We start from the raw sequence: 18,465 nt of genomic DNA on the forward strand, positions 1-18,465 counted from the left end.
TTTATGTGTTTCAAGACCAGCGCCGAAAAATCAGCGAAGTATTCACCCCGCCAAACGCAAAATTATTGTTCATTACATACTGATTACTCATCTGCCGAAATTCGCCGCGCAGGTAATCGAGCTTGCCGCAGTGCGGGTCGATGTCGTCCAGATTGAAGGTGTGGGCATACAGGTCGCTGTTCATCATTTCGATGCTGAACCACGACTCCAGTGCGCCACAGGCGCCGAGGGTGTGGCCAAGGAAACTCTTCTGCGAACTGATAGGCATGTGCTCGCCAAACAGCGCGCTGGTCGCCAGGGTCTCGGCGATGTCGCCTTGTTCCGTGGCAGTGCCGTGGCCGTTCACGTAGCCGATGTTGGAAGGCTGCAGGCCCGCGTCTTCCAACGCCAGTTCCATGGCCCGGCGCATGGTGACCTGCTCCGGACGGGTGGTGTGCTGACCGTCTGCGTTGCTGCCAAAGCCGACCAGTTCGGCGTGAATGCGCGCGCCGCGGGCCAGTGCGTGTTCCAGTTCTTCGAGCACCAGCATGCCGCCGCCTTCACCAATCACCAGGCCGTCGCGGCCCTTGTCGTAAGGGCGCGGCGTGGTCTGCGGGGCGTCGTTTTTCAGGCTGGTGGCGTAGAGCGCGTCGAAGACCATGGCTTCGGTGGGGCACAGCTCTTCGGCACCGCCGGCAAGCATCAGCGGCAGGCGGCCGAACTTGATCGATTCGTAGGCGTAGCCAATGCCCTGGCTGCCGCTGGTGCAGGCGCTGGACGTGGGGATCAGGCGTCCTGTGAGGCCGAAGAAGATGCTGATGTTCGCCGCCGTGGTGTGCGGCATCATGCGCACGTAGGAATTGGCGTTGAGCCCCTCGGCCACCGAGTTGAGCAGCATATTGCCGAACGCTTTGATTTCGTCGGTGCTGCCAGTGGACGAGCCGCACGCCACGCCCATGCGTCCGTCCTTGATCGATGCATCGCCCAGCAACCCGGCATCGGCCAGAGCCTGCTCCGCGGCACCTACCGCCAGGCGCGATACCCGGCCCATGCTGCGCAGTTGCTTGCGGGTCCAGTGGGGGGGCACCTTGAAGTCATCGATGGGCCCGGCCAGACGGGTGTTGAGCTCGGTAAACCGGTCCCACTCGTCCATCCGGCGGATGCCGCTGCGGTTGGCCGCGAAGTTGCCGGCTATGGTTTCCCAGTCGCTGCCCAATGAGGTGATACCGGCCATGCCGGTGACGACGACGCGCTTCATCAGCACAGGCCTCCATTGACGGCCAGAACCTGGCGGGTGATGTACGACGCTTCCGCCGACATCAGGAAATTCACCGCGCCGGCCACCTCTTCTGGGGTGCCCATGCGCTGTGCGGGGATCATCTTCATCAGTTCTTCCACCGGCACGTTTTCATCGAGCATCGCCGTGTCGATCAGACCGGGTGCGACACAGTTGACGGTGATCTTGCGTTTGCCCAGCTCGATCGCCAGGGCTTTCGCCGCGCCGATCAAACCCGCCTTGGAAGCGCTGTAGTTGACCTGGCCACGGTTGCCGATCAGTCCCGATACCGAGGTAATGCAGACAATGCGCCCGGCCGCACGGCGGCGGATCATTGGCATCATCACCGGGTGCAGCACATTGTAGAAACCGTCCAGGTTGGTACGCATCACCACATCCCAATCATCCTCGCTCAGCGCCGGAAAAGCACCGTCGCGGGTCAGTCCGGCGTTGAGCACCACGCCGTAATAGGCACCGTGGGTTTCTACGTCCGCTTCAAGGATGACCCTGCAGCTGGCTCGGTCGGACACATCGAATTGCAGTATGCGGGCTTTTCGCCCCAAGGCTTCGACCTCTTTCTTGACCGCGCCAGCTTCCGCCAGGCCACTGCGGCAATGCAGCACGATGTCATGGCCGGCCTGGGCCAGGCGCAGGGCAATGGCGCGCCCGATACCACGGCTGGAACCGGTGACCAGTATGGATTCAGTCATGACTGGACTCCTTTGATTCATCAAGATATTGCGCGGCCTGAGGTGGGCGGAACACGTTCAGACGAGCGGTGGCGTGGATGCCGGGGGCATTGATATGACATTCGAATACACCCATGCCGTTCTCATCTTCCAGTGAGCGCAGCCCGTGTATGGTCAGCTCGGTGCCGACCGGGAAGTGTTCCACATTGCATTCGAACTTGCGGGTGCCGAGCAGGAAACCCAGTGCGACCGCATCGCCGCGCTGGCGGGCGTGACAGCCGGCATAGGCGGCGACGCTCTGGGCCATCAGCTCGATGCCGACCCAGGCCGGCAAGCTGCCGTCGGGGCGGCTGAACAGGCCTTCAGGCCTGACCACCAGGCGGGTGTGGATCTGCTCATCATCGAACGACAGGATCTGTTCGATCAGGATCATGTCGCCAGCGTGCGGCAGCAGTTCGGCGAGCGGCCAGTCGATCATGGTGCGTCTCCGATTATCAGGCTGACGTTATTGCCACCGAAAGCGAAGGAATTGCTCATCAGGTAGCGCGGTGCAATGGACGACAGGCGATCCGTCCTGGTCACCCAGTTCAGAGGTGGCAGGTCAGGGTCGGGTTGACCATCCCAGACATGCGGCGCCATGGCGTGCTGCAGATTGTCCTTGCACAGGCTCAGCCAGCAGAACGCAGCTTCCAGAGCGCCCGCTGCGCCGAGGGTGTGGCCGGTCAGCGGTTTGGTCGACGAGCAGGGCACCCCATCCGGGAACAGGGTTGTCACCGCCAGGCTTTCCATCGAATCATTATGTTGTGTGGCCGTGCCGTGCAGGTTCAGGTAGGCAATCTGGGACGGTTGCAGATTCGCACGATCCAGGGCCTTGCGCATGGCCTGCAGGGCGCCGCGGCCAGCCGGTTCCGGCGCGGAAATATGGTGTGCATCGGAACTCGCACCGCTGCCCAGCAGCGCAATCGACGGGCTGCCGCCGGGCTGTCTGGTCATCAGGAACAGTACGGCCGCTTCGCCGATGTTGATGCCGTTGCGATTGACTGAAAACGGGTTGCAGCGCTGACCGGACACGGCCTCCAGCGCAGAGAAACCGTTGAGGGTCAGCTTGCACAGGCTGTCGACTCCGCCGCACAGCACCGCATCGCACAACCCCATGTTCAACAGGCGCTGGGCGCTCATCAGCGCCCGGGCACTTGAGGTGCACGCGGTAGAGATGACATAGGCCGGACCGCTGGTTTGCAGCCAGTCGGCGAGGAAATTCGCCGGCGCCCCGAGTTCCTGTTGCTGGTAGTTGTAGTCAGCGGGAAACACCTCCTCGCGAATGTAATGGGCCAGGCCGCGGCTGGCTTCGTCTATGCCTGAAGTGCTGGTGCCCAGGACCACGCCAATGCGATGGCGGCCGTAGGTCGCAATCGCCTGGTCAATGTCCTCGCGAATCTGCAGGGCGGCTTCCAGCAGCAGCTGATTGTTGCGGCTGGCTTGCTCCGACAGTTCGACAGGGATGGCCACGAGGTCGCCGCGCACAGCCGCCACCGGCACCGTACGATCGACAATCCAGCCGGCTTCGTCGCGCATTCCGGAGCAGTCGCCGGCAAACAGGTTGCGGCTGACCTCCTCCTTGCCCCGGCCCAGGGCGCAAATCACCCCCAGGGCGTTTAAATAGGCAGTCATGGCGTGTCCCCGCTCAGGGGCGTGACCTGGTATTTCGGACCTTTGGGCAGGGTCAGATCGAAGTTTTGCGATTGCCTGTAGCGCACGTCCCAACGCTCGGGCAATGACCGTTGCGTACCGTGTTGCCAGGCGGTCGGATAGTTGCCTTGCAATTGATCCCTGGGGGTCAGCGCAAACAGCAACGCGGCGAACAGTTCCCGCGCTTCGGCATTGGGTGGCAGCAGGCCGTCGGCGTGCCATGCGCCGTCGACCAGTTTCTGCCGGGCTTGGGGAATGCCCAGCAGGTCCATCAGCGACCAGCGAATGCCCGGCCCTTCGCGCTGGATCACCAGCACCCAGTCCAGGCGCTGGTCGGCTTGCAGGCGCTGTATATGCAGTTGCATGGGCAGCGGCAGGTCAGGCGTTTGCTCGGGCAGCGGCGCGCGGCTGGTGCAGGCGCTCAGCAGCACTGTACCGAGCAGCAAAAATGCGGGAACGAGCCTGCTCGCGATGGCGGCGAAGTAATCAACAATCCAGTTGCCTGACCCCTCGCTATCGCGAGCAGGCTCACTCCTGCAGGATTGCGCGGCGTTGAAAATACTCATCAAACGGCACCTTCAAGCGGTTTGCGCGCCACCACATTGACCAGGGTTTCTTCCCGCTCACCAGCGGCTTTTGGCCGTTGCAGGCCCAGGCGCTCCAGTAGGCCAAAATCCCTGGCGCGACTCCACCACAGGTATGGGTAGGACACGTTCTGCGGGCCGAACTCGAAACCCTGTTGGCGAATCATCTGCAGATAACCGGCGGCACTTTTTTGCACATGCATGGGATGGCGAAACAACCAGCGAATCACCCAGGTATCAATGTAAGCCTCGGTGGATTCGGCGAACAGCAGATACCCACCAGGTTTCAATACTCGATAGAACTCGGCCAGGGCCAGGTCCTGCTCCACCAGGTGATGGAACGTCTGGTGACAGAACAACAGGTCGACACTGGCGTCCGGCAGTTGAATGCTCGCGCAGTCACTGCCGATCAGTTCCACTTCGATGCACTGGCGAGCGGCTTCTTCACGGCTGAGTTCGAGACTGTGAGGGTCGGCATCCAGTCCTGTAAGGCGTTGCGGTGCAAAGGTCTGGTGCAACAGCTGGAACGACTTGCCCTGGCCACAACCCGCATCGAGCAGCACGGGATGAGCGGGTGGTGGTTCGCTGAACAGGCTGCGCAGGTCATTGATCGCCACCCGCAACACGTGGTGCTGCCAGGTGTGGCTGCGCAGGAACCAGAAACCGAAGCGGGTTTCCTCGACGTAATTGTCGCTCAGGAAACTCATGTGGCGTCCCTTGCGCACAGTTCCGAGAGCATCCGCAGCCGGCGTTTGGGTTCGGCCACGAACGGGTTGCGTTCGTCCCAGGCATAACCGGCGAGGATCGCGCTGATCATGCGGCGAATGTCCGGTGAACTGCCCGGATGGTAGATCACGTCCTGGAAGGTTCCGGCGTACCAGCCTTCCACGTAGCAGCGAAACGTATCGACGCCACGCTTGAGCGGGACGGCAAAGTCGCTTTCCCAGTCGACATTTTCACCCTGCAGTTGGCGATGCAGTACCGCAGCGGCCATGCTCGCCGAGCGCATGGCAATGGTCACGCCGGAGGAAAACACCGGGTCCAGGAATTCGGCGGCGTTACCCAGCAGCGCGAAGCCGGGCCCGTGCAGGGATTTGACGTTGGCCGAATAACCACCGATGGTGCGCGCGGGGGTGTCCCAGACTGCGTTGTCGAGCACGGCCGACAGGCTTGGGGTTTCGGCGATAAAACCACGCAGGCAGTCGTCCAGATTGTCTGCGCGCCCCGCGAAATGTTCCGCCGCCGCGACCACGCCCACAGAGCACCGGCCATTGCTGAACGGGATGGTCCAGAACCAGATATCGCGCTGGGTTGGATGGGTGGTGACGAGGATTTTGCTGCGATCGAAGGCCGGATTGTCGATATGGTCTTCGACATGGGTGAACACGGCCTGGCGCACCGGAAAGTTCGACGGCGCTTCGAGGTCGAGCAGGCGCGGCAGGACCCGCCCGTAGCCGCTGGCATCGAGTATGAATTGGGCTTCTATGCGGTACTCGCTGCCATCTTCGCGCAGCACGCCGAGCTGAGGTTTTGCCGGGTCGGCCACCACGCTGACGATGGTTTCACCGTAGCGGATTTCGACGCCTTGCAGCGCTGCCTGGTCCGCCAGCAGCTTGTCGAAATCGGCGCGCAGCACCTGGAAGGTGGTCGGTTTGCCGTTGCTGAAGGTGTCGCCAAAGTCGAACGCGCTGTACTGCTCGCCCCAGGCGAAGGCCGCCCCGGTTTTCAGTTGGAAACCGGCGGCGTTTACTGCATCGAGCATGCCCGCTTCCTCGACGAAGTCCAGACAGTGGGACAGCAGGCTTTCGCCAATGGAAAACCTCGGGAAATGCTGACGCTCGATCATCAGCACATCATGCCCTTTGCGTTTAAGCAAAGCGGCGGCGATGGCACCCGAAGGGCCTGCGCCGATGACAACCACCTGGCGACGTTCCGTTTCAACTGTTGGCATGGGGGTTCCTTGCCGGGGCGGCGATGTTCATGGGGATTCGGTGCATGCCGACCAGTGCCGGCAGCAATGTCGCGATCAGTCCCATCAGCATCAGCGCAAAATACAGCGCCGGGCTGATGAGATGTTGTTGCAGCAGCAGGTTGAGAAAGACGATCTCGCTCAAACCGCGAATATTCAGCAGAACACTTTCCCGCCAGCGACTGGCGCCTTCAAACGAAGCACCGGCCCAGCCCAGGCCCAGCCAGTTGCCCAGCAATTTGCTGGCTATCGGCAACACCAGCAACGCTGCCAGCTGCCCCCAGCCAAGGCTGGCCATGGCGCTATGGACGTCGATTTGCACGATGCCGAACGTGAGAATGAGCGGGATCGCGATGTTCGTCTGCAACCGACTCATCCAGGCCGCCGGCAGCGGCAGGACTAATGGCACTTTCAAGGCCGCCATGCACAGCAGGTAGCCGATGCCGAGAATCAGTGCATTGAGCTTGAAGTTTTCGGCAACCACCAGCAGCGCGAAGAAACAGCCGCTGTGCAACAACGGTTGGCGCATGCCGAGCAGGCTCAGCAGTAACGGCAGGCAGGCTCCTGCCAATGGCAGCAGCAGACTGCTCAAGTGCAGGCTGCCCTGGGCGATGGCGAACAGGGTCCAGCACGTGAGGTCGATCAGGATGGCGGTCTGCACCAGGCGTCGCGTAGCAGCGCTCGGGTAGTTGATGTGTCGCAAGTACAGGTACAACACGGGAATTGCGGTGATGGCGAACAGCAGGCCGACTGCCAGCGAGCTGATCCAGGGCTGCGCGGGCAACAGCCATACCGCAGTAGCCAGTCCGCAAGCGAAGGGAATGCAGAAACTCGGCAGGGCAATTTTCAGGCTCTGGCGGTCCAGACGCAGGTCGATGACGTCACTGAGGATATGCCCCAGTAACAGGGCAAAACTCAGGCTGTAGAGATTTTTCAGCCAGGCCGGGGAGACAAGCTGGGCGCCGCTCAATTGCCAGCCGGGCTCGATCCAGAAGTACATCAACAGCGGCAAACCGATGGTGGCCAGCAGCAACTGGCTGACAATAGGGATCAGGCCAAAGCGGCGCCCGACGTAGGTCGCCAGGGCAAACAGACTCAGGGCCAGGATCCAGAACAGGGCGATCATCATGCCACCGACTCCGCCGTTTCAACCGCATGACTCTGGCGGCAAGCCCACGGCGCCAGCATGAAACTGAACACCAGCCCCAGGCTCACCGACAGGCCGAAGTTGCTCACCGCTGGCGTGCTCGACACGGCCAGCAGCCCGAATGACAGCCAGGTGGTCAGCGCCGCCAGCAAGGTGCCCAGCAGGCTCACTGCCGCCCCACCGACCTGCTCGCGCATGAGGATCGCGTAGTCGACGCTGATGGCGGTGACCAACAGCAGGCCAAACAGGCTGAACAAGGTCAGCGGCTGCCCCAGCCAGCCCAGACTGGCCAGGCTGCAAACCGCGGCCAGCAGCGGCAGAGTGACAATGCGCAAGGCGCCGCCAAGGCCGAACGGCAGGATCAGCACCAGCACGATCAGCACGCAGGAGGCCAGTTTCAACTCGGCGGCGCTGATCTGGGTCGCGGCGAAGACGCTGTTCAATTCACCCAGGCGATCGACCAGCTCCACACCCGGCAGGTCCAAGGCCTGAACCTGCAGCAGCGCGGGGTTATTCAAGCCTTGCAGGCTGACCATCGCCGCTACGCCTCCGTCATCGGTCGAACCCAGCCACAGGGCACGATAGGGCTCTGCCAGCGGGCCGCGTAGCGCCGTGTCGACATCCTGGATCGGCAACGCGCGCAAGCTCTCGAGTTCGGCTTGCAGTGCTGCCACCGGCACGCCGAGATCAAGCAACGGCTGCCAGTGTTGCGCCAGTTTGTTCAGCGCTTCGCGAACCTGTACCTGTTCGCTGGGCGGGCTGACCAGTTGATTGAGGGACAGGTAACCCTGGAGTTTCTCCAGGTTGACCAGTTGATCGAGTCGCTCGCTCAGCGCGTTCTGGCGTTCGAGCAATTGCTGCTGATCGGCCGCGCGCACCAGGAAGAACTGGCTGGTGGGCTGATAGCCGGTGATCCGGGCAATGGTCTGGGCTTCGTCCGTCAGCTGCTGGGGCGCGCCGACCCATTGGCGAATATCGTTCTTGCTGTCGAGCTGCAGCAGGCCGGCGACGCAGAAGGCGACCAGCACTGCCAGCAATACCGGGGTGCTGGCCCGCTTGAGCAGTGCTTCGCGGCACAGCAGCAGGCTTTCGCAAACCCTTAACGGCCATTGAGCAGGGCGCAATTGCACACCCTTCAGCAATGCCGGTAGCAGGCATACCGCGCACAAGTAGGCGCCGATCAGACCCGCTGCGGAGAACACCGCGATCTGGGTCAGCGCTGGAAACGGAGTCCAGGCCAGGGCGAGGTAACCTATGCAACTGGTGATCAGGCTCAGGGTCAGGCCGGGCAAGGTCAGGCGCAGGGCTGGCCAGCTGCGCCAGGGGTTCAGGCTCCAGCTTTTGGACAGGTAATGCAGCGGGTAGTCGACCGCCACGCCGATCAGGCTCGAACCGAGCACCAGCGTCATCACATGCATATGGCCGAACAGGGCGACGCAGGCCACCGCACCGAAGAGCATGCCCACCAGCACCGGGACAAAGGCGAGCAAGACGCGCCAGCGCCGGAAGGCCAGCAGTAGCAATAATAGAATGCCGATCGTGGCGCCGCCGCCGACCCAGGTCATTTCGCGGGTGGCTTGCTGCTGGCCGTTTGCGGCATAGAGCAGGCCGCTGGCCGCCAACAGTTGTACCTTGGCCTGGGCGGCTTCGGCACGGCTGCTTTGGAGCAGTTCGGCGACCTGCAGGGGCAGCTTCATGTCGAATGCATTGCCGGTGGTGCGCGCGCGCAGCAGCACCCAGCTTATGCCGTCAGTATCAGCCACCAGCGCACCGCTGCCGATGTCCAGTTGTACGGCGCCGTGTTGGGGCTGGCTGTTCTGGATGCGTCCGGTTAACCCTAGCCAGTCTTCCTGGCTGGGTACCAGACTGAAACCGGTGAAGGGGTCGAAGAGGCCTTGCACGCGCTGCTGGATGAACGCTTCGGGGTGCTCGATCAACTGCTGGCGATCTTCGACCGAGAGCATCGCCAGGCGACCCTCCAGCAGCTGGGTGCGCAGCGCCGGCAAGTCGGCTTGCAGGTTCCACTGGACCTTTTCGAACAGGCCGCTGGCTTGCCATTGCTCGCCGAGTTGCTGCGCCATGGCCACGGCCTGTTGGCGATCAGCGTGGCCGACCAGCACCAGCATCTCGCGGTTCAACGGTTCCTGCATGCGCTGCTCGGCGCGTGACTCCAGTGCATCCGGTGCCGTGCCTGGTACCAGCTCCATCAGGTTGGCCGACAGCGGTGGGCCGTTACGCCATTGCCAACCGGCCAGCGCCAGTACCACCAGTAGCAGGATCAGGAAAATCTGCGGGAGCCTGCGTTCACTCGGCAAAGTCATGTTGCTCCGAGTCGCTCAACGGTTGCGCGGCGGTACTGTCCTGCATGCGTAAAAGGGTGCTGTCGCCCTGGGTTTCAAGCAGTTCGATACTGTGCACCAACTCGGCCCCGGCAATGTTGATCTGGTTGAACACCTGCTTTAACAGCAGCGAACGCGGGATCAGGGTCAACTTCCAGTCCTGTGCATCGCCACTGAGCGACAGGTCGAAGTCTCGTTGCAGCCCGCTGCTGTCACCTTGCAGCACCGCGAGGAACAAACGGTTCTGCTCGGCTCCGGCGCTTTTGCCCGGCAGCATTTGCCAGCCGTTACCTTCGCGCCGGGCGATGCCCTTGGCGGTGATCCGATAATCCTGCTGCAGCGGTGTTCTGAGCAGCCAGAGCAGGCCGTGGTTTTTCGCCAGGACGAATGTGCCCTTGCTGGTCAGCGGCTGGGGCAGGGCGCGCAGGTGTTTTTCCTGGATGAAACTGCCGTGGATCACGTCAGGTTTGCCCAGTTGATAGCTGAGCTGCTGCAGATCAAAAGCCTGGGCCAGTGAAGTACCCAGCAGCATGACGCCTGCCACCAGAAATTTGCAGCAGGTTGTCCGCCAGTTCATTCGAGCACCTTTTCCACTGCATCGGTAAAGATCTTGGGTGAAGCCAGTTGCATTTCGCGATTGCTCATATCGACGGCGACCTGCACGGATACAGCGCGGGTCAGGCGTTCGCCGGTTTCCAGGTCGGTGATCAGGTAGTTGATCTTCAACCGGTTCTCCCATTCCACCAGGTTCGCCCGGACGTTGAGCTTCTGACCGAACACCGCGCCACGTACATACCGCAGCTGCAGGTCGATCACCGGCCAGGCGTAGCCCGACTCGACCATGGCGCTGTAGTTGTGGCCGATTCGGTCCAGCAACGCACAGCGGGCGACTTCCAGGTATTTGATGTAATGGCCGTGCCAGACGACGTGCATGGTGTCGACGTCGAAGAACGGCACGAGGATTTGCGTATCGATGTGAAGCACACCCTTGCTACGCATGCAGCCTCCAGTGTTGTTCGGCGATACGCTGCAGGCACAGGCGCAACTCGCTCTCCAGGGCCCGGTCCTCGATGACCGGCGGGAAATCTTCAGCCAGCTGCGCGTGCATGGCGGCAAGTGCCGGCGGCAATGTACGCGCGTCCTCGGCTTTACTGCGTAACCAGATGCCCTGGTTGGCGGCCAGCAGCGTCGCGGCAGCCACTTGTTCGGTCAGCTCCAGCACGCGAATCGCATCCCGTGCAGCGATGGTGCCCATGCTCACCTTGTCCTGATTGTGGCACTCGGTGGAGCGGGAAAAGACGCTGGCCGGCATGGTGTTCTTCAGGGCTTCCGCAGTCCACGCGCTCGTACCGATCTGCACCGCCTTGAAGCCGTGATTGAGCATCGCCCGATCAGCCGTGGCACCCGACAGATTGCTCGGCAAGCCATGGTTGTAGCGCTCGTCGACCAACAGTGCGAGCTGACGATCGAGCAGGTCGGCGACGTTGGCAACCAGGGTCTTCAGGCTATCCATCGCAAAGGCGATGTGGCCGCCGTAGAAATGACCGCCGTGCAGTACCCGCTCGGCTTCAGCGTCGATGATCGGATTGTCGTTGGCGCTGTTGAGTTCTATTTCGATGAACGAGCGCAACCAGTTCAGGCTATCGGCCAATACGCCGAGCACGTGGGGCGCACACCGCAGGGAATAGCGATCCTGCAGGCGATGCAGCGGTGCGGTGGGAGCGTCGATAGCCAGGTCCTTGCGCAGCCATGCAGCGACCTGCGTCTGCCCCGGATGGGGTTTCGCGGCGAACAGGCGCTCGTCGAAGTGTTCCGGATTGCCTTGCAGCGCCACCACGTTCATTGCGGTGATGCGGGTGGCCAGTTGCAGCAGGTAATCGGCTCGCGCGTAGGCCAGGCAGGCGAGGCCCGTCATGACGGCGGTACCGTTCATCAATGCCAGGGCTTCCTTGGGCCTTAGCACCAGGGGTTCCCAGCCCAGTTCGCGATGGACGTCGGCCGCTGGCCGGCGTTCGCCACCAAACATGACTTCGCGCTCGCCGGACAACGTCGCGGCGACATACGACAACGGGGTCAGGTCGCCGCTGGCGCCCACCGAGCCTTCCTCCGGTATCAGCGGCAGGATGTCGTGTGCAAGGAAGGCCTGGAGGCGCTCCAGCAGTTCCACGCGAACCCCCGACACACCCTGGCACAGCGACTGCAGGCGTGCAGCGAGCACGGCGCGGGTCGCCTGGGCGTCGAGTAACTTGCCCAGGCCGCAACCGTGGAATGTGTACAGGTGACGAGGCAGCGCCTCGACGTGATGCAGCGGCACCGCGACGACGCAGGAGTCGCCATAGCCGGTAGTCACGCCGTAAATCACCCCTTCCTTGTCCAGCAGCGAATCCAGGAACTGCGGGCCTTTGGCGATGCGCTGGCGAAACAGGGCGTCGCCTTGCAACTGCACAGGCACCTGGCGGTTGGCCAGGGCCCGTACATCTTCAATACGCAGGGGGAGTTCGCCGAAGGTTACCGGCTCAAGCGTTGGCGTCGTCATCGGTCTTCCAGAAAGGGTAAAAGTTGAACCATTGTTGTGGTGCTTCGAGGCAATAGTGACCCAAGCGTTCGGCGTAGCGGCTCGCCCACTGATGAATGACCTGTTCGCGCTCGCTGCGTTTCCAGGTCACGGCATCGGTGAACGGCTCGAGTGTCAGTCGATAATCGCCCGTTGGCTTCTTCAGGCACAACAACAGGTTTACCGGGCATTTGAGCAGGCCAGCCAGCAGCCATGGGCCCTGGGGAAATGCGGCCTGATGGCCGAGAAAGTCCACCGTGACGCTACGCCCGCCATGCAGTGGGACACGATCGCCGGCAATTGCCAGCCACTCGCCACGTTCCAGACGCTCGTGCAGTTGCAGCATGATCACCGGGTCAAGCTCGCTCACCTGAATCAGGCGCAAGTTGGTCGCGCCGGCTTCGCCCAGCAGTCGGTTGAACTGCTCGGCATGCTTGGTGTGCACCAGCACGTTCATGGTGACCTTTTCGCCGATCTCCGCCAAGGCGCGGCACACCTCGAGATTGCCCAGGTGCGCACCCACCAGCATCTGGCCGCGGGAGCCACGCAATTGATCGCGCAGCAGGGCGGGGTCGATGATTTCGATCTGCTCGATGCTCAGCTTGCCGTTCCAGACGTCGAGTTTGTCGAGCATCGAGTCGGCAAATGCCATGAATTGGCCGAAGACGCGCCAGTGGGTAGGGCGCAAGTCGCTGCGCCCGCTCCAGTCGGCAAGCCGTTGCTGGTATTGCCAGGCGCTGCGGCGAGCGCTTCGACCAAAGAGGAAAAAGTACAGGACGATGCCATACAACAGTGGGCTCAACAGGCGCCGACCCAGCACCCGGGCACCGAATGCCGTGAGCTTCATCAGCCAGAAACTGCCGCGCTCCTCACGGTCGGCCCAGTGCGCCTTGTTGGAGTTGCTGCTCATGTGCGCCACCGCTGCCAGAGCATCGCCGGCGCGCGCAACAACATGCCGAAAAACAGCCGCGTGTGCATGCTCGAAATCAGTACGTTGTCGTGGAGCAGGCGAAAGTGTGAAACGCCATCCAGCGGATAATGAACCCGTGTAGGCCGCCACAGCATCGGTTGATTGCGCCAGGCCAGGCGCACCAGGATGTCCGAGTCGAAATCCATGCGCTTGCCGATTTTCGCCGAGTCGATCAAGGCCAGTACGGGCGGCAACGGATACACGCGAAAGCCGCACATCGAGTCGCGAATCTGCAGCGACAGTGTGTTGATCCAGACCATCACGTGGGTCAGGTAGCGGGCATACAGACGGCCCTTGGGGACGCTTGCGTCGTATTGCGGGTACCCGCAGATAATCGCTTCGGGGTGGGCGCGAGACTGCTCGATGAAGGTGCCGATGTCCTGCAGGTCGTGCTGGCCGTCGGCATCCACCTGCAATGCGTGAGTGAACCCCAGGCGCGCGGCTTCGCGCAGACCGGTCATGACCGCACCGCCCTTGCCCTGGTTGGCGGCGAGGCGAATCAGGAATACCTTTTCGCGCAGCGCCAGGTGATCGAGCACTTTTGCACAGGACGGGGCGCTGGCATCGTCCACCAGGATGCAGGGAAGACCGCTGCCAAGTACCGCCTCGACCACGGTGGTAATCGCGGTTTCGTGGTTGTAGACCGGGATGACGGCGCAAGGTTTATGCATGAGCACATCCCCCTGGGCGATTGAGTGCGCAGCACTTGCCAGAATCAAGCATCGCTCGCCGCCTCCAGCAGAATCCGCCCACTGGAACAGGTCGCGGTTTCATTGCGATAAGCGAAATACAGCTTGCCGCGCACCGGATCAAAACGCAGGTGCAACTGGACCTGATCCCCCGGGCGCACCAATTGCTGGAATTTCAGGACTTCCATACCGGCGAATTTTTCCGGCAGGTTGATCAATCGTTGGCCCAGGGCGAGGGCCCAATCGACCTGCACCACACCGGGCAACACCGGCGCCTTGGGGAAATGGCCGCTGAAGAACGCCAGGTCCGGTGGCACCGCCAATTGCAGGCTCCACTCGCCATCGTTTTCGATCTGTTGCAGTACTTCCGGCAATTTCGGCCGAGCAGCCAGCAATAACCCCTCGACATCCGCTTGCGCAAGCTTGCCCTGGCTGTTGAACGGCAGTTGTCGCAGAAAACGCCAGCGTCGCGGCAAAGCCAGGGTTTCGCAGTGCTGGCCCAGGTGCTGGCGCAGCTCCTCGGTAACGGTGCGCCGGCCCTGATTGCGCAACGCGTGCATGCCTGACTCGCTCAAGACCAGCAGCGCGCCCAGCGACGCGCGGTTTTCCTGCACCACACCCATGCGTGCTTCAGCCACCCACTCATGGGTGCTCAACGCCTGTTCGAGCATTGGAAGCGAGATACGTTTTTCTTCCAGTTTGACGATTCGGTCCAGCCGCCCCTGTAGCTCAAAACGGCCGTCGGCGGCAATTTGCGCGGCATCGGCGGTATGTTCAACATGGCCTGGGGGCATGTACGGAGAGCTGACAAGCAACGCACCGTCACTGTCCAGCGCCAGTTCAACGTCGGCAAATGGCTGCCAGGGCTCATCGGCCTGGCGCCAGGCAATACCGCCGGTTTCCGAGCTGCCGAGGATTTCCGTCGGCCATTGTTGCAGGCGCTGGTGCAGGCTTCGCGCCGCTTCGGCCGGCAAGGCGCCACCAGAAGAAAACACCCGGCGAACTGCACTCAGGGCGGGCCAGTCAAGGTTGTCGCCCATGCGCTTGAGCAGCGCCGGGCTGGCGACCCAGGCGAATGTCGGGCACTCGCGGCTGGCGCGCTGCAGATCTTCGGGAAACGCCAGCTGTTTGCGCACGAACGGCCGACCGGCGCACAGCGGCCACAGCACTCGGAAAAGCAACCCATAGATGTGCTGGGTGGCGACGCTGCCGATGATGCAGGCCTGGCCAAGGTCGGCACCCCACAGGGCCTCCAGGGCCTGCACTTCATTGGCCAGCTGGCCCAGGGTTTTGTCGATGCGCTTGGGCTCGCCACTGGAGCCTGACGTGCACAGGCTGAGTTGGCATTGGTCCAGGTCGAGCCCGACTGCGCCCAGGGGCGCGCCCCGGTAATCCTCCAGATGTGCGTCGTCGGCCAGGTCGGTCAACCACAGGTCGACTTCCGCGGACCAGCGTTGCCGGGTAACGGGTTGCAGGTCGGCCGGAAGTAGCACGCTGGCGCCGGCGCGCCAGGCGCCAAGCAGGGCGACGGCCAGGTCGGCGGCGTCTTCCAGGTGCACGGCAACGCGCCGTATGCCCTGGCTTTCGAGGCCGGCAGCCAGGCGCAGTGCGCGTTCGCACAGCTGGGCGTGGGTCAGCACCGGCCCGGCCGTCACGGCGCGCTCCGGTTGAGCCTTGAGCAGCAGTTGCTCAAGTTTTATCCAGTTCATGGGTGGCCTCGTACCCGTTGTCGTATCAGCCATTCAATGGCAAACATCAGGCCCATCAATCCATAGGAGATCAGGCCGGTGTACAACATCCACCAGCTCAGCGGCGCCCAAAGGGTCAGGGCTGTCGCCAGCAAGCCGTTACAGAGAAAAAACACACTCCAGGCGATCGTCACCTGGCGGGTATAAACAATGGCCCGGGGCGGCAGTTGCGGCTCACGCAACCGTGCCAGGCGCTCGACTACAGGCGGACCGTATTTCAGGCTCAGGCCAAACAAACCGAGCATGAACCCGCTGATGAGCACCGGATACCAGCGCAACAACAATGGGCTGTCGAACAATGCCAGCAGCAGGCAAAAAATGATCGCGGTCACGGCCATCCACAAGCTGCCGGGTTTGCGCGGGCCGAGCAGCGCTCGCCCCAGCCAGAGGCTTCCCAACAGCAGGCCAAACTGCCAAGGGGCAAAGTGTTCCATGCCGAAATACACCGCGAAGGGATACAGCAGGCCCGCCAGCAGCAGGCCGAGGCCGATCAGTCGCCTCATGCGGCCGGTTGAACCAGGCGGTAGACCGCGTCGACCACGTCACTGACGGTACGTACCGTTTTGAACTCCTCGGCGGCGATTTTCTTGCCGGTCTGACGTTTGATGTGATCGATCAGGTCCACGGCGTCAATACTGTCGATCTCCAGATCCTGATAAAGATTGGATTCGAGCTTCACGCGTTCAGGGTCCAGTTCGAAGAGTTCGACCAAGGCATCGCGCAGGGTGTTGAAAATGTCGTCACGAGTTTGCATGGTCCGGTCTCAAGCTGCCTGTTTTGCAGTAACGAACGCCGCAAGGCTCGCCACATTGCTGAAATGATTGCGTGTGTCTTTGGCGTCGGCGTCGATCTTGATGCCGTATTTTTTCTGGATGGCCAGGCCGAGCTCCAGTGCATCGACCGAATCCAGGCCCAGGCCTTCGCCGAACAGGGTCTGGTCGTCGCCGATCTCTTGCGCACTGATGTCTTCAAGGCCCAGGGCGTCGATGATCAGTTGTTTGATTTCACGGTGTAGATCGCTCATCTTCGGCGAGCTCCTTGATGTAGTAGGAATGCAAATAATCGTTGAGCTTGCGCGAGGCTTGCGGTGCAGGGCCGCAGGCGGCGAAGGCCTGTGGGTCTATGTCGGCCCCGACATGGAAACTGAAGTGCACGCGGCGTTTGGGGATGCGATACCAGGGTTCGGCTTTGGTCAAGGTGCTGGGATTGACCTTGATGGTGACCGGGGTGAGGATTTTCGCACCGCGCAGGGCAATGGAAGCGGCGCCCCGATGAAAGGCCGGCGATTGGCCAGGCTGGGTGCGGGTGCCTTCGGGGAAGATGATCAGCGTCTGGCCGCTTTTCAACGCGTCGGCGGCGGCGTCAAGCATATCCATGCTGCCGTCGTTGCTGATGTATTCGGTGCTGCGCAGCGGGCCGCGAGTGAAAGGGTTTTCCCACAGGCTTTGTTTGACCACGCAGTTGGTGTGGCGCACCAGCCCAATCAGGAACACCACATCGATCAGCGACGGGTGGTTGGCAATAATCATTTGCCCCGGCCTGCCGAGTTTTTCCGCGCCCTGGATATCGTAGGTCAACACGCCGGCCCGAGCCATGAACCGCACAAAAAACCAGAAGCACCGACTCACGGTTCGCCGCGCACGCATTCGGTGGGTCTGCGGATCCCCGGGCAGGCAATTAAGTACGGGGAAAATCACCAGACGCAGGCACAGCCCGCCCAGCCCGAACAGGGCGAAGCTTGCGGCGGTCGCCAGCAGTCGCCAGTAATAGGCGTCGCGGCTCTTTTCGGTCAAAGGTTGCGTTGCCAGGTCCATACACGATTTTTCCAGGCATGTTGGCAGGTAGTCTGCTGGCCGAACAGGGTATGCAAGAGATTCAGGGCATGGGGCCAGTGAGCTTTTGACACTGTATCCGTAGCACTGTTCAGGGACAGCTGCCAATCGTTGCCGGGTGTGATCAGAAGGCCCAGTGCGTAAGGGAACGGCACGTCGTCGATCCACCGCGAGTAGGCCTGCGGCGGCTGTTCTTCGGTGATCACCAGCAACACGGCCGGCGCGCCTTCGCCGATCAACGCCACGGCCTCCAGCATGCCGTGTTCAAGCCCGTCGCCGGCAGCAGCCAGGGCGGTCATCTCGCTGGTCTCTGCGCGCATGATCGACCACAGCCCAATGATCGCGTTGTGCACGGACAGGCTGAACTGGGTCGGTGACAGCGGTTGATCGGCGGCCAGGTCGCTAAGGATGTCGAACGTGCGCGGTGTTTCACCATGGCGGGAAACAAAGACCAGCGGCAGGTCTTTGCGACCATCGGCCAGCGGCCAGCCGACACTGAAGGCCATTCGCGCCAGGCGGCTGAGCCGGCGTCGCTGCATGGCGGGCAGAAATGAGACGTCCGGGGCTGCATCGCTGGCCTGCAGGACCACCGGTTGGCGACTCCAGGCCTGCCAATCGTCCACGCTTTCGAGCCCAGGGGCCCATGCGCGCCATTGGGCGATGTTGAAATTGATCACAGACATTCATCCCGCCCTGAGGGCTTTTTTGACGCGGTGAGTCACGGAACCAGCGACAAGCATGGCGCGGCGTCAAGCGCCAGGTGGCGCGCATTATCCCGGTGCAGCCAGCGGGTAGCAAATGCTGGTTACATTTTGCTCAAGGAAAATGGACCGGCTGGTTCCTTGGTAAATATCATTTGGCATTATCCATATCGGGGCCAGCGTGTATGTCGGCTCGATCCGATCATCCTGTCTGATCTTGGCTCTTTTTTATTCAGAGTTTTCGCATGACCCTGTAGTCCAATTCCCAACGAGGTAGCGAAGCGACGCTTGGGACCACT

20 protein-coding genes are annotated in these 18,465 nt (G+C 62.1%); all 20 read right to left on the reverse strand.

What is annotated here, in order from left to right; translation table 11 throughout:
- Nucleotides 1-10: 10 nt before the first annotated feature.
- From AAEZ05_RS17460 to AAEZ05_RS17555, 20 genes are read right to left on the reverse strand one after another with little or no spacing between them, the layout of a single operon-like run.
- A complete protein-coding gene (locus AAEZ05_RS17460; RefSeq protein ID WP_350648247.1) occupies nucleotides 11-1,237 on the reverse strand; it encodes a beta-ketoacyl-ACP synthase in 1,227 nt (408 codons plus the stop codon).
- Nucleotides 1,237-1,965, reverse strand: a complete 729-nt coding sequence (gene fabG, locus AAEZ05_RS17465; RefSeq protein ID WP_045061927.1) for a 3-oxoacyl-ACP reductase FabG — start codon at nucleotides 1,963-1,965, stop codon at nucleotides 1,237-1,239. Before fabG ends, AAEZ05_RS17460 begins: the two co-directional genes overlap by 1 nt.
- The gene (locus tag AAEZ05_RS17470) at nucleotides 1,958-2,422 is read right to left on the reverse strand and encodes a hotdog family protein (RefSeq protein ID WP_350648248.1); all 465 of its coding nucleotides are present in this window, start codon (nucleotides 2,420-2,422) and stop codon (nucleotides 1,958-1,960) included. Before AAEZ05_RS17470 ends, fabG begins: the two co-directional genes overlap by 8 nt.
- The gene (locus tag AAEZ05_RS17475) at nucleotides 2,419-3,615 is read right to left on the reverse strand and encodes a beta-ketoacyl-[acyl-carrier-protein] synthase family protein (protein WP_045061925.1); all 1,197 of its coding nucleotides are present in this window, start codon (nucleotides 3,613-3,615) and stop codon (nucleotides 2,419-2,421) included. The genes AAEZ05_RS17470 and AAEZ05_RS17475 overlap by 4 nt, the downstream gene beginning before the upstream one ends.
- Nucleotides 3,612-4,199 (reverse strand): hypothetical protein, encoded by a 588-nt coding sequence (locus AAEZ05_RS17480; protein ID WP_082069244.1) that lies wholly within the window; start codon nucleotides 4,197-4,199, stop codon nucleotides 3,612-3,614. The genes AAEZ05_RS17475 and AAEZ05_RS17480 overlap by 4 nt, the downstream gene beginning before the upstream one ends.
- Nucleotides 4,199-4,924 carry a class I SAM-dependent methyltransferase gene (locus AAEZ05_RS17485; RefSeq protein WP_045061924.1) on the reverse strand — a complete coding sequence of 242 codons (726 nt, stop codon included), beginning with the start codon at nucleotides 4,922-4,924 and terminating at the stop codon, nucleotides 4,199-4,201. Before AAEZ05_RS17485 ends, AAEZ05_RS17480 begins: the two co-directional genes overlap by 1 nt.
- Nucleotides 4,921-6,168 (reverse strand): NAD(P)/FAD-dependent oxidoreductase, encoded by a 1,248-nt coding sequence (locus tag AAEZ05_RS17490; RefSeq protein WP_205893436.1) that lies wholly within the window; start codon nucleotides 6,166-6,168, stop codon nucleotides 4,921-4,923. Before AAEZ05_RS17490 ends, AAEZ05_RS17485 begins: the two co-directional genes overlap by 4 nt.
- A complete protein-coding gene (locus tag AAEZ05_RS17495; RefSeq protein ID WP_350648250.1) occupies nucleotides 6,155-7,315 on the reverse strand; it encodes a cation:proton antiporter in 1,161 nt (386 codons plus the stop codon). Before AAEZ05_RS17495 ends, AAEZ05_RS17490 begins: the two co-directional genes overlap by 14 nt.
- Nucleotides 7,312-9,654, reverse strand: coding sequence for an MMPL family transporter (locus AAEZ05_RS17500; protein WP_350648252.1), 2,343 nt, complete (start codon nucleotides 9,652-9,654; stop codon nucleotides 7,312-7,314). Before AAEZ05_RS17500 ends, AAEZ05_RS17495 begins: the two co-directional genes overlap by 4 nt.
- Nucleotides 9,638-10,249 (reverse strand): outer membrane lipoprotein carrier protein LolA, encoded by a 612-nt coding sequence (locus AAEZ05_RS17505; protein WP_350648254.1) that lies wholly within the window; start codon nucleotides 10,247-10,249, stop codon nucleotides 9,638-9,640. The genes AAEZ05_RS17500 and AAEZ05_RS17505 overlap by 17 nt, the downstream gene beginning before the upstream one ends.
- Entirely contained in the window at nucleotides 10,246-10,671 is a 426-nt protein-coding gene (locus AAEZ05_RS17510) for an acyl-CoA thioesterase (protein ID WP_045061919.1), read from the reverse strand. Before AAEZ05_RS17510 ends, AAEZ05_RS17505 begins: the two co-directional genes overlap by 4 nt.
- On the reverse strand, nucleotides 10,664-12,208 hold the full coding sequence (locus tag AAEZ05_RS17515) for an HAL/PAL/TAL family ammonia-lyase (RefSeq protein WP_350648256.1): 1,545 nt from the start codon (nucleotides 12,206-12,208) through the stop codon (nucleotides 10,664-10,666). Before AAEZ05_RS17515 ends, AAEZ05_RS17510 begins: the two co-directional genes overlap by 8 nt.
- Nucleotides 12,189-13,136, reverse strand: a complete 948-nt coding sequence (locus tag AAEZ05_RS17520) for a lysophospholipid acyltransferase family protein (RefSeq protein WP_350598058.1) — start codon at nucleotides 13,134-13,136, stop codon at nucleotides 12,189-12,191. The genes AAEZ05_RS17515 and AAEZ05_RS17520 overlap by 20 nt, the downstream gene beginning before the upstream one ends.
- The gene (locus AAEZ05_RS17525) at nucleotides 13,133-13,867 is read right to left on the reverse strand and encodes a glycosyltransferase family 2 protein (RefSeq protein WP_350648258.1); all 735 of its coding nucleotides are present in this window, start codon (nucleotides 13,865-13,867) and stop codon (nucleotides 13,133-13,135) included. Before AAEZ05_RS17525 ends, AAEZ05_RS17520 begins: the two co-directional genes overlap by 4 nt.
- A 44-nt stretch (nucleotides 13,868-13,911) precedes the next feature.
- Nucleotides 13,912-15,594 (reverse strand): ApeI family dehydratase, encoded by a 1,683-nt coding sequence (locus tag AAEZ05_RS17530; RefSeq protein WP_350648260.1) that lies wholly within the window; start codon nucleotides 15,592-15,594, stop codon nucleotides 13,912-13,914.
- Nucleotides 15,591-16,136, reverse strand: coding sequence for a COG4648 family protein (locus tag AAEZ05_RS17535; protein WP_045061914.1), 546 nt, complete (start codon nucleotides 16,134-16,136; stop codon nucleotides 15,591-15,593). Before AAEZ05_RS17535 ends, AAEZ05_RS17530 begins: the two co-directional genes overlap by 4 nt.
- Entirely contained in the window at nucleotides 16,133-16,387 is a 255-nt protein-coding gene (locus tag AAEZ05_RS17540) for an acyl carrier protein (RefSeq protein ID WP_350648262.1), read from the reverse strand. Before AAEZ05_RS17540 ends, AAEZ05_RS17535 begins: the two co-directional genes overlap by 4 nt.
- Nucleotides 16,388-16,396: 9 nt before the next feature.
- Complete coding sequence (locus AAEZ05_RS17545; RefSeq protein ID WP_045061912.1) at nucleotides 16,397-16,657, reverse strand: phosphopantetheine-binding protein; 261 nt, start codon at nucleotides 16,655-16,657, stop codon at nucleotides 16,397-16,399.
- Complete coding sequence (locus AAEZ05_RS17550; protein WP_350648264.1) at nucleotides 16,638-17,447, reverse strand: lysophospholipid acyltransferase family protein; 810 nt, start codon at nucleotides 17,445-17,447, stop codon at nucleotides 16,638-16,640. Before AAEZ05_RS17550 ends, AAEZ05_RS17545 begins: the two co-directional genes overlap by 20 nt.
- Nucleotides 17,423-18,148 carry a beta-ketoacyl synthase chain length factor gene (locus tag AAEZ05_RS17555; protein WP_045061910.1) on the reverse strand — a complete coding sequence of 242 codons (726 nt, stop codon included), beginning with the start codon at nucleotides 18,146-18,148 and terminating at the stop codon, nucleotides 17,423-17,425. Before AAEZ05_RS17555 ends, AAEZ05_RS17550 begins: the two co-directional genes overlap by 25 nt.
- Nucleotides 18,149-18,465 lie beyond the last annotated feature (317 nt).

The sequence above is a fragment of the Pseudomonas sp. HY13-MNA-CIBAN-0226 genome, from assembly GCF_040310305.1.
GTDB classification, from domain to species: domain Bacteria; phylum Pseudomonadota; class Gammaproteobacteria; order Pseudomonadales; family Pseudomonadaceae; genus Aquipseudomonas; species Aquipseudomonas gregormendelii.

What these genes read in the sequence shown, in the direction of transcription:
- AAEZ05_RS17480 (WP_082069244.1), bottom strand. Translation starts at nt 4,199, where the DNA reads ATGAGTATTTTCAACGCCGCGCAATCCTGCAGGAGTGAGCCTGCTCGC.
- AAEZ05_RS17515 (WP_350648256.1), bottom strand. Translation starts at nt 12,208, where the DNA reads ATGACGACGCCAACGCTTGAGCCGGTAACCTTCGGCGAACTCCCCCTG.
- AAEZ05_RS17540 (WP_350648262.1), bottom strand. Translation starts at nt 16,387, where the DNA reads ATGCAAACTCGTGACGACATTTTCAACACCCTGCGCGATGCCTTGGTC.
- AAEZ05_RS17550 (WP_350648264.1), bottom strand. Translation starts at nt 17,447, where the DNA reads ATGGACCTGGCAACGCAACCTTTGACCGAAAAGAGCCGCGACGCCTAT.
- AAEZ05_RS17535 (WP_045061914.1), bottom strand. Translation starts at nt 16,136, where the DNA reads ATGAGGCGACTGATCGGCCTCGGCCTGCTGCTGGCGGGCCTGCTGTAT.
- AAEZ05_RS17555 (WP_045061910.1), bottom strand. Translation starts at nt 18,148, where the DNA reads ATGTCTGTGATCAATTTCAACATCGCCCAATGGCGCGCATGGGCCCCT.
- AAEZ05_RS17475 (WP_045061925.1), bottom strand. Translation starts at nt 3,615, where the DNA reads ATGACTGCCTATTTAAACGCCCTGGGGGTGATTTGCGCCCTGGGCCGG.
- AAEZ05_RS17500 (WP_350648252.1), bottom strand. Translation starts at nt 9,654, where the DNA reads ATGACTTTGCCGAGTGAACGCAGGCTCCCGCAGATTTTCCTGATCCTG.
- AAEZ05_RS17545 (WP_045061912.1), bottom strand. Translation starts at nt 16,657, where the DNA reads ATGAGCGATCTACACCGTGAAATCAAACAACTGATCATCGACGCCCTG.
- fabG (WP_045061927.1), bottom strand. Translation starts at nt 1,965, where the DNA reads ATGACTGAATCCATACTGGTCACCGGTTCCAGCCGTGGTATCGGGCGC.
- AAEZ05_RS17530 (WP_350648260.1), bottom strand. Translation starts at nt 15,594, where the DNA reads ATGAACTGGATAAAACTTGAGCAACTGCTGCTCAAGGCTCAACCGGAG.
- AAEZ05_RS17520 (WP_350598058.1), bottom strand. Translation starts at nt 13,136, where the DNA reads ATGAGCAGCAACTCCAACAAGGCGCACTGGGCCGACCGTGAGGAGCGC.
- AAEZ05_RS17490 (WP_205893436.1), bottom strand. Translation starts at nt 6,168, where the DNA reads ATGCCAACAGTTGAAACGGAACGTCGCCAGGTGGTTGTCATCGGCGCA.
- AAEZ05_RS17470 (WP_350648248.1), bottom strand. Translation starts at nt 2,422, where the DNA reads ATGATCGACTGGCCGCTCGCCGAACTGCTGCCGCACGCTGGCGACATG.
- AAEZ05_RS17510 (WP_045061919.1), bottom strand. Translation starts at nt 10,671, where the DNA reads ATGCGTAGCAAGGGTGTGCTTCACATCGATACGCAAATCCTCGTGCCG.
- AAEZ05_RS17495 (WP_350648250.1), bottom strand. Translation starts at nt 7,315, where the DNA reads ATGATGATCGCCCTGTTCTGGATCCTGGCCCTGAGTCTGTTTGCCCTG.
- AAEZ05_RS17485 (WP_045061924.1), bottom strand. Translation starts at nt 4,924, where the DNA reads ATGAGTTTCCTGAGCGACAATTACGTCGAGGAAACCCGCTTCGGTTTC.
- AAEZ05_RS17525 (WP_350648258.1), bottom strand. Translation starts at nt 13,867, where the DNA reads ATGCATAAACCTTGCGCCGTCATCCCGGTCTACAACCACGAAACCGCG.
- AAEZ05_RS17460 (WP_350648247.1), bottom strand. Translation starts at nt 1,237, where the DNA reads ATGAAGCGCGTCGTCGTCACCGGCATGGCCGGTATCACCTCATTGGGC.
- AAEZ05_RS17505 (WP_350648254.1), bottom strand. Translation starts at nt 10,249, where the DNA reads ATGAACTGGCGGACAACCTGCTGCAAATTTCTGGTGGCAGGCGTCATG.